At 74.2% G+C, this 13,903-nt stretch carries 12 protein-coding genes; 2 read left to right on the plus strand and 10 right to left on the minus strand.

Annotation, left to right across the window (positions count from 1 at the left end; all coding sequences use genetic code 11):
* Positions 1 to 132: 132 nt before the first annotated feature.
* The 4 genes from ACFV6D_RS36585 to ACFV6D_RS36600 all read right to left on the minus strand — a co-directional run bounded on the left by ACFV6D_RS36585 (position 133) and on the right by ACFV6D_RS36600 (position 4,039).
* The gene (locus tag ACFV6D_RS36585) at positions 133 to 378 is read right to left on the minus strand and encodes a hypothetical protein (RefSeq protein ID WP_079136258.1); all 246 of its coding nucleotides are present in this window, start codon (positions 376 to 378) and stop codon (positions 133 to 135) included.
* A 149-nt stretch (positions 379 to 527) separates the two neighbouring features.
* Positions 528 to 896: a WhiB family transcriptional regulator gene (locus ACFV6D_RS36590; RefSeq protein ID WP_371517211.1), complete on the minus strand. Its 369-nt coding sequence runs from the start codon at positions 894 to 896 to the stop codon at positions 528 to 530.
* Positions 897 to 1,063: 167 nt separating this feature from the next.
* On the minus strand, positions 1,064 to 1,510 hold the full coding sequence (locus ACFV6D_RS36595; RefSeq protein ID WP_380341433.1) for a hypothetical protein: 447 nt from the start codon (positions 1,508 to 1,510) through the stop codon (positions 1,064 to 1,066).
* Positions 1,511 to 1,771: 261 nt separating this feature from the next.
* Positions 1,772 to 4,039 carry an ATP-dependent DNA helicase UvrD2 gene (locus tag ACFV6D_RS36600; RefSeq protein ID WP_079135640.1) on the minus strand — a complete coding sequence of 756 codons (2,268 nt, stop codon included), beginning with the start codon at positions 4,037 to 4,039 and terminating at the stop codon, positions 1,772 to 1,774.
* A gap of 200 nt (positions 4,040 to 4,239) precedes the next feature.
* Between ACFV6D_RS36600 and ACFV6D_RS36605 the strand changes: the two genes are divergently transcribed.
* Entirely contained in the window at positions 4,240 to 4,497 is a 258-nt protein-coding gene (locus tag ACFV6D_RS36605) for a mycoredoxin (RefSeq protein ID WP_063347903.1), read from the plus strand.
* Between the two features lie 130 nt (positions 4,498 to 4,627).
* Here the strand turns inward: ACFV6D_RS36605 and ACFV6D_RS36610 are convergent, their stop codons facing one another.
* The 6 genes from ACFV6D_RS36610 to ACFV6D_RS36635 all read right to left on the minus strand — a co-directional run bounded on the left by ACFV6D_RS36610 (position 4,628) and on the right by ACFV6D_RS36635 (position 12,741).
* A complete protein-coding gene (locus ACFV6D_RS36610) occupies positions 4,628 to 5,467 on the minus strand; it encodes a GntR family transcriptional regulator (protein ID WP_063347904.1) in 840 nt (279 codons plus the stop codon).
* 210 nt (positions 5,468 to 5,677) lie between these two features.
* A complete protein-coding gene (gene nudC, locus ACFV6D_RS36615; RefSeq protein WP_208869073.1) occupies positions 5,678 to 6,619 on the minus strand; it encodes an NAD(+) diphosphatase in 942 nt (313 codons plus the stop codon).
* Between the two features lie 69 nt (positions 6,620 to 6,688).
* Positions 6,689 to 8,092: a dipeptidase gene (locus ACFV6D_RS36620; RefSeq protein ID WP_063347906.1), complete on the minus strand. Its 1,404-nt coding sequence runs from the start codon at positions 8,090 to 8,092 to the stop codon at positions 6,689 to 6,691.
* Positions 8,093 to 8,313: 221 nt separating this feature from the next.
* The gene (locus tag ACFV6D_RS36625) at positions 8,314 to 11,193 is read right to left on the minus strand and encodes an FtsX-like permease family protein (RefSeq protein WP_380563042.1); all 2,880 of its coding nucleotides are present in this window, start codon (positions 11,191 to 11,193) and stop codon (positions 8,314 to 8,316) included.
* A complete protein-coding gene (locus tag ACFV6D_RS36630) occupies positions 11,190 to 11,954 on the minus strand; it encodes an ABC transporter ATP-binding protein (RefSeq protein WP_063347908.1) in 765 nt (254 codons plus the stop codon). The genes ACFV6D_RS36625 and ACFV6D_RS36630 overlap by 4 nt, the downstream gene beginning before the upstream one ends.
* A gap of 154 nt (positions 11,955 to 12,108) precedes the next feature.
* Positions 12,109 to 12,741, minus strand: a complete 633-nt coding sequence (locus ACFV6D_RS36635) for a PadR family transcriptional regulator (protein WP_063347909.1) — start codon at positions 12,739 to 12,741, stop codon at positions 12,109 to 12,111.
* 78 nt (positions 12,742 to 12,819) lie between these two features.
* Here ACFV6D_RS36635 and ACFV6D_RS36640 point away from each other — a divergent pair, with 78 nt between their 5' ends.
* The gene (locus ACFV6D_RS36640) at positions 12,820 to 13,791 is read left to right on the plus strand and encodes an endonuclease/exonuclease/phosphatase family protein (protein ID WP_363372609.1); all 972 of its coding nucleotides are present in this window, start codon (positions 12,820 to 12,822) and stop codon (positions 13,789 to 13,791) included.
* The last annotated feature ends 112 nt before the right edge of the window (positions 13,792 to 13,903 follow it).

The raw sequence follows: 13,903 nt of genomic DNA on the forward strand, positions 1-13,903 counted from the left end.
ACTCCCCCCACACCCCCCACCCCCCCCCCCCCCGGCGCCCCCCGCGGGGGGGGGGGGGGCGCGGGGCGCCACGACGGGGGTGGAACGCGGGGAGGCCCCGCGCCGCGACGAAAGCCGCGACGACAGCCGCGGCTACATCAGGGCGACGGCGATCGCCTTGCGGGCCCGCAGCGAGGCGCGCTCGGCCCGCTGCTTGAGCCGGCGGGCCCGGGCGACCCGGGTGACGAGGCGTTGGTGCTCGGCCTCGTGCAGGCGCTCTTGCATATGGGCCCGGGCCAGGGATTCGTGGAGGAGTTGCATTTCGAGGGTCCTGTTCTGGATCTGAAGTTCGGTGGTCTGCTCAGCGCGGACGGTCGGATCGATGGCGGCGGCGGTCATGTGGTGGTCCTGCTCGTGGTGCGTGCTCGGGAAGGGGGCTGGCCGGGCTGCGTCGGCCTTGGCGGCGGCGATCCGGACGGAACGGCGGAGGGAGCTGTCCAGCAGGGGCTGCTCTCCCCGGCGGACGGCCCTGGCGCCGTGGGCGGGGTTCACGCCATGACCTCGGTCTTGCGCGGACGGCCACGCGGCCGCTTGCGGGCCACGACGACACCCTGGACGAAGAGCTCGCCACCCCAGACGCCCCACGGCTCGCGCCGCTCCAGCGCACCGGTCAGACAGGCGTCCTTGACCGGGCAGGTGCCGCAGAGGGACTTCGCGTACTCGACGTCGGCGGGCGTCTCGGCGAAGAAGACCTCGGGGTCGAAGGCGCGGCAGGGGATGGGGAGCCCGAGCGCCTCGGCCTGCTCGATGGAGCTGATCTGCATGGAAAGAACCTCCGGGGGGTCGGCCTGGTCGGCCTTGGTGATCTGGCTTGTCGGCGGTACGGACGGGATGGGCGGCGTGATGACCGTGGACACTGTGGCGTCTTCCTCGTCTTTTCAGTGGTTCCGGCCCAGATGGCTGGTGGGTCTGGGCCGGAGGCCCCGGGGGGCCTGGGTGGTCTTGCGTACCGGACAAAACAGAAGGGCCGCGGATCCCGGTGTGACGGGTTCCGCGGCCCTGGAGGTGCCGACCTGAGGCTTACTCAGGTTCGTTCTCTCCAGGGTTCAGGCCCGCGGAAGGCCCGCATCCGGATGGCCGTGGCGCCCGCAAAGGCGGCCATGGCCTGGTTAATCTGCTGCTCGTTCTGCTTCTGGGTGCTTCCGGCACCGACGACCTGCGCATAGTCGCCATGCATGGCGGCTGCTACGACTGCCTTCGGTGCCTGGGTCGGTCGCTCATCACGCAGGGAGCGCGACGTGCCGAACGACGCCCAGTCGCCGGACAGACCGGCCTCGACGGAGGTGCCTTCGACGTTCCTGCCGCCCGCGGCGCAGACATCAGTGTGTCCAAGGCCACTGACAGCGGGGACGACGGAGACACCGGTGGTGTCGAGACCCAGACCGGTTCCACCGAGCTCGGCGAGCGCCCGCAGACGGGCGGCACGCAGGGAGGCAGCAACAACGGTCTGGCCAGTCATTTTGGTGATCATGATGTTTCCCACTGTCATCGCCTCCTCTCGGCGTCTCGCGGAGCCAGGTCGCCCCGGCTCCGAATGTTCGGATGTCTGTCTCGGTGAAGCTGTTGGGTGCAGGGGATTCGGCACAGGTGTCACCCCGTGCGATCTCGTCCCCTTGACCGCTCCGGCAGGCTATTGCGCTCCCGGTATGCCGCGCAAACTATTTTTCACGGCGGGTTCGAATGTCCCCCGAGCGGCCCCCGGGAGACTCCCCTGGACCGCGCCCGGACCGGCTCACGCCGGATCGACCGGCTCGCCGTCCTCGACGCCGTCCGGATCCTCCTCGGGCTCCTCCCCCGCACACAACGAGAGCACGGCCGCCCCGTACTTGTCCAGCTTCATCGCGCCGACCCCGGAGATCACGGCCAGCTCCTGGCGGCTGGCCGGCACGTCCTCGGCGATGGCCATGAGCGTGGCGTCGGTGAACACCACGTAGGCCGGCGCCCCCTGCTTCTTGGCCTGCCGGGCCCGCCACTCGCGCAGCCGCTCGTACAGCGCCTCGTCCATGGTGGACGGGCAGCTCTCGCAGCGGCGCAGCTTGCGCTCGACCGCCTCGGTGAGCACCTTCTCGCAGACCCGGCACTTGACCGGGCCGCGGACCCGCCGTCCGGCGGAGCGCTCGCCGGGCTCCACGCCCCCGCGCCCGCCCCGCCCGCCGGTGCGTGCGCCGGGGGCGCTGGAGCCGGGACGCAGCCCGTCCAGGAAGCGGCTGGGCTTGCGGCTGGCCCGGCCGCCCGGGGAGCGGCTGAGCGCCCAGGAGAGGGAGAGGTGCCTGCGGGCGCGGGTGACGCCGACGTAGAGGAGTCGGCGCTCCTCCTCGATCTGCTCGTCGGTCTTGGCGTAGATGATCGGCAGGGTGCCCTCGGTGAGGCCGACGAGGAAGACGGCGTCCCATTCGAGGCCCTTGGCGGCGTGCAGCGAGGCGAGGGTGACGCCTTCGACGGCGGGGGCGTGCTGGGCGGCGGCGCGGGCGTCGAGTTCGGCGACGTAGGCGGCGAGGTCGGCACTGTGGCCGGCGGCGGTGCGGGTGCGCTCGAACTCCTCGGCGAGCCGGACGAGGGCGGCGAGGGACTCCCAGCGGTCGCGGACGGCGCCGGAGCCGGCGGGCGGTTCGGCGGTGAAGCCGCGGGCGGCGAGGACGGCGCGGACCTGGCCGGCGAGGTCGGGGGCGTCGGCGGTGAGCGGGTCGGCGCCGGCCCGGGCGGCGCCGCGCAGCAGGACGCCGGCGTCGCGGACCTCGGGGCGTTCGAAGAACCGCTCGGCGCCCTTGAGCTGGTAGGGGACGCCGAGGTCGGCGAGGGCCTGCTCGTAGACCTCGGACTGGCCGTTGGTGCGGAACAGGACGGCGACCTCGCTGGCGCGCACGCCGGTGGCGAGCAGGTCCTTGATCCGGCGGGCGGTGGTCTCGGCCTCGGTGGGCTCGTCCTCGTACTCGGTGTAGACGGGTTCGGGGCCGGCCTCGCGCTGGGAGACGAGTTCGAGGCGGTGGCGGGCGGCCTCGCCGCGGGCCTGGCTGAGCAGTCCGTTGGCGAGGTGGACGACCTGCGGGGTGGAGCGGTAGTCGCGGACCAGCTTGACGACCGTGGCCTCGGGGTGGTGGGTGCGGAAGTTGAGCAGGTAGTCGGGGGTGGCGCCGGTGAAGGAGTAGATGGTCTGGCTGGCGTCGCCGACGACGCAGAGGCTGGCGCCGCCGCCGGGGCCGGTCCACTGGTCGAGCAGCCGCTGCTGGAGCGGGGAGACGTCCTGGTACTCGTCGACGGTGAAGTGCCGGTACTGGGAGCGGACCTGGTCCGCGATGTCGGGGCGGTCCTCCAGGATGGCGGCGGTGAGCAGCAGGACGTCCTCGAAGTCGATGACGCCGCGGCGGCTCTTGGTCTCCTCGTAGACGCGGTAGACCTGAGCGGTCTCGGCCGGGTCGCGGGGGGCTTCGCGGCCGGACTTCTGGACGGCGGCGGGGTAGTCGTCGGGGCCGAGCTGGGTGACCTTGGCCCATTCGATCTCGGCGGTGAGGTCGCGCAGTTCGGTGCGCTGGACGCGCAGGCCGCAGCGGCCGGCGGATTCGGCGACGAGCTGGACCTTGCGTTCGAGCAGCTGGGGCACGGGGCCGCCGACGGCGCGCGGCCAGAAGTACTGGAGCTGGCGCAGGGCGGCGGCGTGGAAGGTGCGGGCCTGGACGCCGTCGGCGCCGAGTTGGCGCAGTCGGCCGCGCATCTCGCCGGCGGCGCGGGCGGTGAAGGTGACGGCGAGGACCTGCTGGGGCTGGTACACGCCGCTGCGCACGCCGTAGGCGATCCGGTGGGTGATGGCGCGGGTCTTGCCGGTGCCGGCGCCGGCGAGGACGCAGACGGGCCCGTGCAGGGCGGTGGCGACGGCGCGCTGTTCGGGGTCGAGCCCGGCGAGCACGGCGTCGGGGCCCGTGGCGGCGGTGGGGTCGGCCCAGAGGGAGCCGTGGGGGCCGTCGGACGGGCTGCCGCTCAAGAGGTCTTCCTGCATGCTTTCCATCCTCTCAGCCCGCTGGGACAACGGGGGCGGGGTTGTCCACAGGCACGGTGTGATCGCAGGATGATCGCTGCGCACCGGGGCGCGCGGGGCCGTTCGGGCGCCGTCGTGGTGCGACGGAGCGTGGCCGCGCGGAATGACCGTCGCGCGGTGGGCGTTCCTGCCCTGAGACCGTACGCCCTCTTCCTGAAGGAGCCTCCTCGATGTCCGGCAGCGTGACGATGTACAGCACGACCTGGTGCGGGTACTGCAACCGACTCAAGAGCCAGATGGACCGGGAGGGGATCGGCTACACGGAGGTCAACATCGAGGAGGACCCGGCGTCGGCGTCGTTCGTCGAGTCGGTCAACGGCGGCAACCAGACCGTGCCGACGGTGCTGGTGACGCCGAACGCCGGCGGCGAGCGGGTCGTGATGACCAACCCGAGCCTGCTGCAGGTGAAGAAGGCCCTCGGGGTCTGAGTGGTCCGAGCGGCCCGCATGGTCCGAACGGCCTGAACGGTCCGAGCGGCCCACGCGGGCTTGAACGGCCTGAGCGGGCTTGAACGGCCTGAGCGGGGCCGGCCCGGCCCGGGGTCCGGGCCGGCGCGCGTCACTGCGCGTCGGCCCTGGCGGGGTCGACGGGTGCGGCGGGCGCAGGCAGGGTGGCGCGCGCGCCGAGGTCGCCGATGCCGTAGACGAGCCGGCTGCGGTCGGCCGAGTATCGGGTCTCGATGACCCGGACGGGCCCGCGCCGGTCGTAGGTGACGCGGGTCTGGACCATCAGCGGCACGCCGGGGCCGCCCTGGAACCACTGGGCCTCCTCGGGGCCGGGCATCCGGGCGATCAGGTGGTCGACGGCGCCGATCTCGGTGCGGCCGAGTTCGTTGAGGACGGCCTCGTCGCCGCCCTCGACCGGGTCGGGTTCCATCAGCGGGGTGCCGGCGGCGAGTCCGGCCCGGTAGTGGCTCTCCTCGATGGAGTACGGCTCGCGGTCGAGCAGGCGCAGTTGGCGGCGGACCACGATGGCCTCGCCGGGGCGCAGTCCGAGCCGTTCGGCGATGTCGACCCGGGCCCGGACGATCATCATCTCGAAGTCGGTGGTGAGTTCGCGGCCGGCCTCGGCGGCCTCGCCGAGGTAGACGGCGGAGGGCACGGCCAGGCAGTCCCGGGGGGCGGGGGCCAGGGTGGGGCCGTAGGCGCGGTGGTCCAGGACGGGGTGTTCCCGCAGGTAGGTGCCCTTGCCCTGGAGGCGGACCAGGCGGCCTTCGTTGACCAGGACGTCGACGGCGAGCCGGACGGTGTTGCGGGCGACTCCGTACTGGCGTTCCAGTTCGCTCTCGACCGGGAGTGCGGCGTCGGCGGTGAACTCGCCCTCGGCGATCCGGCGGCGCAGGTCGGCGGCGAGACGCTGGTATTTGGGGGATTGGGCGGTGCCCCGGGGGATTGTCACCCGAGTGAATGTAGCGAGCGCGATGGCGGGGTTTCAGCCGTTTCCGGCAATGTCGTCCGCGCGGGTTGACGACGGCCGCGGGGTGGCGGGCGGCGGTAGCAGAACTGGCCCGTCCGGCCACGAACATCTGATCGTGGCGGATTCGGGAAGGAAGGGAAAAGAAAAACGGGGGCGCGCGGGATAACCCGCACGCCCCCCATTCGTCGGGGATTACCAGCGCGCCGCCGACGGCAGCGGTCCGCCGTACCAGAGCTCGACCAGGTGGCGTGCGATCGAGATCCCGGAGGGCGGCAGGATCTCCCCCGCCTCCATCCCGGCCCGCAGCTCGTCACGGGAGAACCAGCGCGCCTCGGCCAGCTCCTCGCCGTCCACGGTGATCGCCGTGCCGCCCGGCAGCGCCCGGCCCGTGAAGCCGAGCATCAGGCTCGACGGGAAGGGCCACGGCTGGCTGGCGACGTAGCGCACCTCGCCGACCCGCACGCCGGCCTCCTCGTGCACCTCGCGCACCACCGCCTGCTCGATCGACTCCCCCGGCTCGACGAAGCCGGCCAGGGTGGACCAGCGGCCCTCCGGCCACAGCGCCTGACGGCCGAGCAGGCAGCGGTCCTGCTCGTCGGTGATCACCATGATCACCGCCGGGTCGGTGCGCGGGTAGTGCTCGGCCGCGCAGGAGGTGCAGCGCCGCACGTGCCCGGCACCGGCCTTCTCGGTCGGGTGCCCGCAGCGCGAGCAGAAGCTGTGCAGCCGGTGCCAGTGCTCCAGCGCGACGGCGTGCACCAGCAGTCCGGCGTCCCGGTCCGACAGCAGCGCGCCGACCTCGCGCAGCCCGGCCGGGCGGGCGTCGCCGTCCAGCCGCCCGGGCAGGCTCTCACCGGCCAGCGCGAAGTACGAGACGCCGTCCTCGTCGGTGCCGAGGAAGTACCGGTCCCCGGTCTGCGGCGCCTCGAAGGAGGGCATCAGCACGAGTTCGGTGCCCTGCGCGGTGTCGACGACGAACGCCTCGCCGCCGGCGATCGGCAGCACCCGGGTGGCCGGGTGGCTCCAGGCGGCGGCCAGCCAGGGCTCGTCGAGCCGGTGCTCGGCCGCCCGGTCCACCCCGGCCCGGGCCAGTGCCAGGTTCAGTGGGCGTTCGGTCTCAGGCACGGTGCTCACTTCGTTCCATCCCCATGTGATGAATCATCCGGATGAGTGATCTGACTGCCATGGTGTGCCCGCGCGGGATCACGCGCCGGGCCGGAAGTTCTCGGCCAGGTCCCCCCACAGGTACGCGGCCGTCTCCACGCCCTTGGCCAGCAGGTCCAGTTCGACCTTCTCGTTGACCGAGTGCCAGCCGTCCGAGGGCACCGAGATGCCGAGGAACAGCACCGGCGCGCCGAGCACGTCCTGGAGGTCGGCGGCCGGGCCGGAGCCGCCCTCGCGGGTGAAGAGGATCTTCTGCCCGAAGGCCCGGCCCATGGCGCGGACGGTGGACTGCAGCGCCGGGTGGTCCAGCGGGGTCAGGCAGGGCCGGGTCGCGCCCGGGAAGGTCAGCTCGTGGCGGACGCCCTCGGGCACCCGCGCGGCCACCCACTCCCGGACGGCCTCGCGCACCTTCTCCACCTCCTGCCCGGCGACCAGCCGGAAGGACAGCTTGAGGTGCGCCGAGGACGGCACGATGGTCTTGCCGCCGGGGCCGGTGTAGCCGCCCCAGACGCCGTTGACCTCGGCGGTCGGGCGGGCCCAGACCCGCTCCAGGGTGGAGTAGCCGGCCTCGCCCCGGGTGCCGTACGACTTGGCGACCCTGAGCCACTGCGCCTCGTCGAAGGGCAGTTCGGCGAACAGCTCGCGCTCGCGGTCGGTCAGCTCGATCACGCCGTCGTAGAAGCCCGGGATGTCCACCCGGCGGTCGGCGTCGTGCAGGCCGGCCGCCAGCTCGGCGGCGACCTGCGCCGGGTTGGGGACGGCGCCGCCGAAGGAGCCGGAGTGGATGTCGGTGTCCGGGCCGTACAGGTCGATCTGGGCGTCGGCCAGGCCCCGCATGCCGGTGCACACGGTCGGCGTGGTCTCGGACCACATGCCGGTGTCCGAGATGACCACCACGTCGGCGGCCAGCCGCCCGGCCTCGCGCCGGACCAGGTCGGCGAAGTGCGGCGAGCCGGACTCCTCCTCGCCCTCGATCAGCAGCTTGAGGTTGACGGCCGGCGCGGTGCGGCCGGTCGCGGCCAGGTGGGCGCGCACGCCCAGGGTGTGGAAGAACACCTGGCCCTTGTCGTCGGCCGCGCCGCGGGCGAACAGCCGCCCGCCGACCACGGTCGGGGTGAACGGCTCCGTCTCCCAGCCGTCCTCCTTCGCGGCGGGCTGCACGTCGTGGTGCCCGTAGACCAGGACGGTCGGCGCGGACGAGTCCCCGGAGGGCCACTCGGCGAACACTGCCGGCAGGCCGTCGGTCTCCCACACCTCGGCCACCGGGAAGCCGGTGTCGCGCAGCTTGGCGGCCAGCCACTCGGCGGAGCGCCGCACGTCGCCGGCGCGGGCCGGGTCGGCGGAGACCGAGGGAATGGCCAGCCACTCGGAGAGGTCGGCGAGGAAGCCGGCCTGGTGCTGGTCGATGAAGGAGCGGACGACGCTGTCCGGAGTTCTCGTCATACCGACGACTTTAGTTCGCCCGTGCGGGTGCCCGCCCCGGCCGTCCGGCTGCCGGGCGCCGTTGGGGCTGTAACCTCCGTCACCCCCGCCCCGCGCCCCCGCTGGTCGGGGGGGCCCGCCGGGGGGGCCGGGGGCTTGGGGCGCACACCCCCCCGCCCCCCCCCCCCGCCGCCGGGGGGGGGGGGGGGCGCGGACGGGGGTGACGGGAGGGTGCACGGACCTCAGCCGGAGCGGCGCAGCAGGGAGATCCGCGAGCGGGTGAGCAGCGCGGCCAGGCCCGCCGCGAGCAGCGGCAGCGCCACCACGGTGAACCCGATGGTGAGCCACGGGAGGACCACGACCGACTTGTTGGCGATCATCTCGGCGGGCATCCCGGGGACGGTGGCCGCCGCGCCCTGGACCTTGCGCAGGGCCACCGCCGGCACGATCCCGCAGACGGTGCCGAGCAGGGTGCCCATGGCCGCGATCACCCCGCACTGGAAGCCGGACAGCGTGCGCCGGATCCGGGGCTCGGCGCCGACCGCCGCGAGGGTGGTCAGGTCGCGCTGGGAGTCGGCGGCGGCGAGTCCGGTGGCGATGCCGGCCGCGCCGAGGGCGACGATGCCGGCGAAGATCGACAGCCCGAGGCCGATCAGGTCGGCCCTGGACTGGTAGCCGCGCTCGATCGAGAGGACCTCCTGGTCGGTGAGCTTGGCCAGCGCCCCGTTGGCCTTCTGCTGGGAGCCGTCGGAGGGGGAGCTGTCGGGCAGCCAGACCGAGCCGGTCGGGGCGGTGGTGAGGCCGAGCCGGGTGGCGGTGTCGGGGCTGATCACGGCCTGGCCGCTGGCCGGCACCGCCGCGGACGCGAGGACGGCGTCGACGGAGATCTCGGTGTGGCCGCGCTTCCGGGGGGACGGCCCGTGGGACGACCCGTCGGTCTCCTCCATCGGATCGTTCAGCTCGACCGCGATCTTGCCGTCCTTGAGGTAGCGCGCGTCGAAGACCACGGCCTTGCCGGCGGCGAGGGCCTGCCCGGCGGCCGGGTCGGTGACGCCGTAGAGGTTGTGCAGCAGGGTGGCGTCGCCCGCGGAGAGGTTGCTGAACTGGTTGCCGCGGTGGCCCGAGACCTGGCAGCGCGGGTCGGTGCCGAGGATGCGCTCCGTCTCGCTGGTGCTGCGCTCGGTGTCGTCGAGGACGGGGCAGCGCAGTTCCTCGGGCAGCGCGACCTGGATGTAGCCGCAGCGGCTGCCGCCGTCGGCGCAGTCGCCCTTGTAGTTGACGCGCTGGACGTCGGCGCGCGGCCCGAGGGCGGGGATGTTGCGTTCCACCGCGTCGCGCATCTGCGGCAGCAGATTGCCCTCGGAGGCGGGCAGCCAGCCGCTGCCGAGCAGGACGGCGCCGGAGGGGGCGGCGGCGGTGTACTCGCGGCGGTTCCCCTCGTCGTAGCTGGCGAGGTAGACGCTGACCGCGACGGTGCCGGCGACGGCGGCCATCACGGCGGCGACGGCGGGCGCGGTGCGGCCGCGGTGGCGCACCGAGTCGCGCAGGGCGAGCCGGGGGCCGAGCGAGAGCCAGCGGCCGAGCCGGCCGAACAGGCCGACCAGGTAGGGCGTCAGGGCGACCATGCCGAGTTCGGCGACGGCCGAGCCGCCGAGGACGGACAGGCTGCGGTTGGCGAAGCCGCTGGTGGCGCCGAGCAGGGCGAGCGCGGAGCCGCCGCCGAGCATCAGCAGGCCGACCACGGCGAGCCTGCGGCTCGGGGGCTTGAGCGAGTCGCGGCCGGTGAGCGCGGCGACGACGTCCTGGCGGGAGGCCTGGACGGCGGGCACGACGGCGGCGAGCAGGCCGGTGACCAGGCCGACCAGGAGCACGCCGAGCAGGTCGAGCGGCTGGAGGTTGAAGTGGCCGAAGCGCTGGCCGGCGTACTCCTCGGCCCGGGTGCGCAGCAGGGCGACCAGGCCGATGCCGAGTCCGAGGCCGACGACGGCGCCGGTGACGCCGAGGACGATGCCGCCGCCGAGGACGACGGCGCGGATGTTGGCGCGCTCACCGCCGCCGGCGGCGAGCAGGCCGAGCTGCCGCCGGGAGCGCCTGGCCCCGACGGCGAAGGCGGGGCCCGCGAGGAGGACGATCTCCAGCAGGGCCATGCCGACGACGGTGGCGAGGATGACGACGGAGGTGCGGTCGAGGTAGCCGGGGGTGGGGCCGCCGCGCTTGTCGGCCTCGACGTAGTAGGGGACGTCGGCGCGGGCCGGCGGGTCGAGCAGGACGGCGCGGGAGGCGAGGGCGAAGCCGTAGCCGCCCAGTTCGGTGACCTTGGGCCAGTCGAGGGTGGCGCCGGCGGGGAGCTTGACGAGCCAGCGGGTGGGCGCGTCGGTGCCGGCGTTGCGGCTGCGGTCGGCGCCGGGGAGCTTGGCGAGCTTGCTGATCAGGGTGCCGGGACGGGCGATGATCTCGGTGGCCGTCAGTTCACCGGGGTACTCGACGACGCCGGTGATGGTGAAGGGGCTGTCCTCCAGGCCGCGGACGGCGGTCCGGTCGCCGATCTTGAGGCCGGAGCGGGTGAGGAAGTCCCGGGTGACGGCGGCTTCGCCGTCGGTGGCGGGGGCGCGGCCCTTGACCAGGTTGACGCGGCCGTTCCAGACCGGGTCGGTGAGGTCCAGTTCGGTGGTCCCGGTGCTGAGCAGGCCCTGGGAGCTGCCGGCGGCGATGTAGGGGCCCTGCCGCTCGGGTACGAGGGTGGCTCCGGGCGGGAGCAACTGCTTCGCCAGTTCGGCGGGCTCGGTGTCGAGGCTGCGCTGCTGGGCGGGGGTGTACTGGGGGGCGGCGCCGTTCTTCACCTCGTCCTTGGCGCTCTTGGTGGTCATTCCCTTGTCGGGGTCGGGCGCCTGGAGGACGGTGGAGCCGCGTTCGACCATCTGCAGTTCGCCGGCGGCCTGGCCCATGACGCGCACGACGTGTTCGGCGGGTTCGAGGTCGGCGCTGCGGAAGACCACGTCGGCGCCGGTGACGCCGAGGACGGGCAGCGCGACCATGGCGATGACCAGGGCGCTGCGGCCCTTGGCCCGCAGGGCGTCGCGGCGGGCGATGCGCAGGGCGACCCGCCAGGCGCTGAGCTTCACTCGTCCACCTTCATGCTGTTGGTGGCGGCGCTGACGAGCAGGCTGGCGGCGTCCTGGCTGACGCTCTCGTCGACCATGCGGCCGTCGCGCAGGAAGACCACGCGGTCGGCCCAGGCGGCGTGCCGGGCCTCGTGGGTGACCATCATGGCGGCGGCGCCGGCGTCGCAGCGGGCGCGCAGGACGGCGAGGACGGCCTCGCCGGTGGTGGAGTCGAGGGCGCCGGTGGGCTCGTCGGCGAGGACGAGGCGGCGCTCGCCGATGAGGGCGCGGGCGATGGCGACGCGCTGCTGCTGGCCGCCGGACATGTCGTCGGGGAAGCGGTCGGCGAGCTCGGGGATGCCGAGCTCCTCCAGGGCGGCGAGCGCCTCGCGGCGGGCGGCGCGGGCGGAGAGGCCGTCGAGTTCGCGCGGCAGCGAGATGTTCTCGCCGGCGGTGAGGGCCGGTATCAGGTTGTAGTCCTGGAAGACGTAGCCGATGGAGCGGCGGCGGACCTGGGCGAGCCGCTTGCGGTTGAGCCCGCCGAGGGCGACGCCCTCGACGAGGACCTGGCCGGTGGTCGGGGTGTCCAGTCCGCCGGCGAGGGTGAGGAGCGTCGACTTGCCGGAGCCGGACGGGCCCATGACGGCGACGAACTCGCCGGGGTGGACCTTGAGGTCGATGCCGCGCAGGGCTTGGACCTCCGCGGCGCCTTGGCCGTGGACTCGGGTGACGTTTTCCAGGTGCAGTACCGGCGTCTGCCGGGCCGGGTCGGTGTGGGACATGGTTCCCCCCTTGTGCTGGTGGTGGGCTCGGCGTCGGGTCCGGGCCGATGGTTCGGGTGGGCCGCCGGGGTCAGGTGCGTCAGCGGCGGCGGGCGGGGTCGGGTGCGTGGGCTACGGCGAGCGAGGTCAGGCGCACGCGGTCAGGCGCACGCGGTCAGGTGCGCGAGCGGCGGCGGGCGGGCCGGGCGGCCGTGGCGCCGCCGTCGCGGGCGGCTTCGGCGGCGCGGGCCTGTTCGGTCTCCGCGTGCTGGTGGAGCCGGGTCTCGCAGTGATCGAGCCAGCGGATCTCGGCCTCGGTCTGGAAGATCAGCTGGTCGAGGACGAGCAGCCAGGCCAGGTCGTTGCTCGCGGAGGGCGCGATGCCGGGCCGTGACTCCCCGGCCAGCGCGCGGCCCTTGAGCCGGGTGTAGTCCTGGAGTGCCTTGATGCTGTGGCGGCGCTGGCCCTGGACGACGGCGGAGACGTCCACCCCGGGGACGGTGACGGCCATGGCGAGCTTGATGGCCAGTTCGTCGCGCGGGGGGTTGGTCCGGGGCACCGGGGTGTCGAACCAGGCCCGCAGCTCGGTGCGCCCCTCCTCGGTGACGGCGTAGAACTGGTGGCCCTCGTCGTCCTCTCCGGCGGGCTCGACCAGGCCGTCCCGCTCCAGTCGGGACAGCGTGGTGTAGACCTGCCCGACGTTGAGCGGCCAGGTGGCGCCGGTGCGCGCCTCGAACTCGGTGCGCAGTTGGTAGCCGTAGCGCGGGCCCTGGTCGAGCAGGGCGAGCAGACCGTGTCGGATGGACATACTCAGTATGTATACCCGGTATGCCCTACAGGCTCAAGCCGCGCCCCCTCCCCCGGCGAGCGGGTACCGTCGTGCGGTGTGAGCCAGTTGCGCATCGCCACCTTCAACCTGCTGCACGGTCAGCCGCTCGCCCCGGACGGCGCCCCGCGGCCCTACCCCGCCGACGCCGGCGGGCCGCTGGCGGAGGCGGTGGCCGCGCTGGACGCCGACGTACTGGCCCTGCAGGAGGTGGACCGCCACCAGTCCCGCTCCGGCGGCACCGACCAGGCCGCGGTGGCCGCCAAAGCCATGGGGGCCGCCGACTGGCGGTTCGCCGCCGCCCTGCACGGGCGCCCGGCGCCGGTCGCGGGCTGGGTGCCGGAGCCCTCCGTGCCCGGCGGCCTGCGGGTGTACGGGCCCGGCGACGTCGGCGACGGCGCCCCGCCCTCGTACGGCACCGCGCTGCTGACCCGGCTGCCGGTGCGGCACTGGCGGGCCCGCCGGTTCGCCCCGGCTCCGTTCGGGCTGCCGCTGCGGGTGGCCGGCCGGCGCGGGCTCACCCCGGTGCCGGACGAGCCGCGGGCGGCGCTGGCGGCCGTGCTGGAGGGCGACCACGGCCCGTTCACCGTGGTGGCGGCGCACCTGTCCTTCGTCCCCGGGTGGAACATGGCGCAGCTGGCCGGCATCCGGCGGTGGATCGCGGACCTGCCGCAGCCGTACCTGGTGCTGGGCGACTTCAACCTGGTCGGCGCGGTGCCGCGCACCGTCCTCGGCGGGGCGACCGCGCTGGAGCGCACCGCGCCCCGGGCACGGGTCCGGGAGCTGCGGGCGGCCCGGCGGGCCCGGCCGGCCCTGGCCGAGCCGCGCCGGCGCCGGGTGCGCGAGCCCCGCCCCCGGCTGCAGGGCTGGTACGACCTGGCCCGCACCCCGACGTACCCCTCGCACCGCCCGGCGGTGCAGTTCGACCACGTGCTGGCGGTCGGTGTGCCGCGCGCCGCGGTCGGCCCGGCGGCGGCGCCGCGCGCGGCGGTGTCGGACCACCGGCCGCTGCTGGTGGAGGTCTCGCTCTAGGTCCTGTCCGGTCGATCTTGGCGGATCAGCCCGCGGCGTTGGGCGCCCGGCTGGGCGTGCGCCCGGATCGTCCTCGTACTGGGTCGTACTTGGGCGATTCGGGCGTGCGTCC

This window comes from Kitasatospora sp. NPDC059812, from assembly GCF_042732075.1.
Classification (GTDB): domain Bacteria; phylum Actinomycetota; class Actinomycetes; order Streptomycetales; family Streptomycetaceae; genus Kitasatospora.

Coding starts and splice junctions, on each gene's coding strand:
- ACFV6D_RS36585 (WP_079136258.1), bottom strand. CDS start 378: ATGACCGCCGCCGCCATCGATCCGACCGTCCGCGCTGAGCAGACCACC.
- ACFV6D_RS36635 (WP_063347909.1), bottom strand. CDS start 12,741: ATGTCCATCCGACACGGTCTGCTCGCCCTGCTCGACCAGGGCCCGCGC.
- ACFV6D_RS36620 (WP_063347906.1), bottom strand. CDS start 8,092: ATGACGAGAACTCCGGACAGCGTCGTCCGCTCCTTCATCGACCAGCAC.
- ACFV6D_RS36630 (WP_063347908.1), bottom strand. CDS start 11,954: ATGTCCCACACCGACCCGGCCCGGCAGACGCCGGTACTGCACCTGGAA.
- ACFV6D_RS36605 (WP_063347903.1), top strand. CDS start 4,240: ATGTCCGGCAGCGTGACGATGTACAGCACGACCTGGTGCGGGTACTGC.
- ACFV6D_RS36595 (WP_380341433.1), bottom strand. CDS start 1,510: ATGATCACCAAAATGACTGGCCAGACCGTTGTTGCTGCCTCCCTGCGT.
- ACFV6D_RS36600 (WP_079135640.1), bottom strand. CDS start 4,039: ATGGAAAGCATGCAGGAAGACCTCTTGAGCGGCAGCCCGTCCGACGGC.